The sequence below is a fragment of the Bradyrhizobium sp. Arg816 genome, assembly GCF_029989365.1.
Classification (GTDB): domain Bacteria; phylum Pseudomonadota; class Alphaproteobacteria; order Rhizobiales; family Xanthobacteraceae; genus Bradyrhizobium.
This window is the reverse complement of sequence record NZ_JAPRAQ010000217.1, coordinates 1-449: the sequence shown is the minus strand read 5'-3', so window position 1 is coordinate 449 and position 449 is coordinate 1. Positions and strand designations below refer to the sequence as shown.

At 57.7% G+C, this 449-nt stretch carries 1 protein-coding gene; it reads right to left on the bottom strand.

Features of this window, described 5'->3' with window-relative positions; translation table 11 throughout:
- Window positions 1-449 (bottom strand): transposase (locus OWC48_RS46590; RefSeq protein ID WP_282526005.1); only part of this gene is annotated, 449 nt, incomplete at both ends.

The following is a 449-nucleotide window of genomic DNA, read 5'->3' as shown; positions in this document are numbered from 1 at the left end:
CCTTTGAACCGGTTGCGATACCAAACGGTCAGTTCGCTACTTGGCTGATATTTCAACCAACACCAGGCAAGTTCCACCATCTGCACACGTGTGCTTCGGTTACCGGCTTTGCTGATGCCCTGATCACGCGACACGTCGCCGCTGGCGAAGGGCGCCGGAGCTAACCCAAGGAAGGCCGCGACGTGTCGTCGGCTTTCGAACTTTCGGCAAAAAACCTCAGCAACCAACATTGCCGCGCTGTTCGGACCAATGCCCTTCAGCTGCTCAAGGCGAACCGCTTTCTCTCGGCATGGGAAGGTAGACTCCTCATGGAGCACAACTTCAGCGCGGTCCCGCTCGATGTCCTTGATCTGATCGTTGAGCAACGCGAGCCGTTCGAAACAGCGCTCAATTTGTCGACGAAGGTTTGGTGGCAAAGGCCGCCCATCGCCGGTGCGCATGTCGTCGAG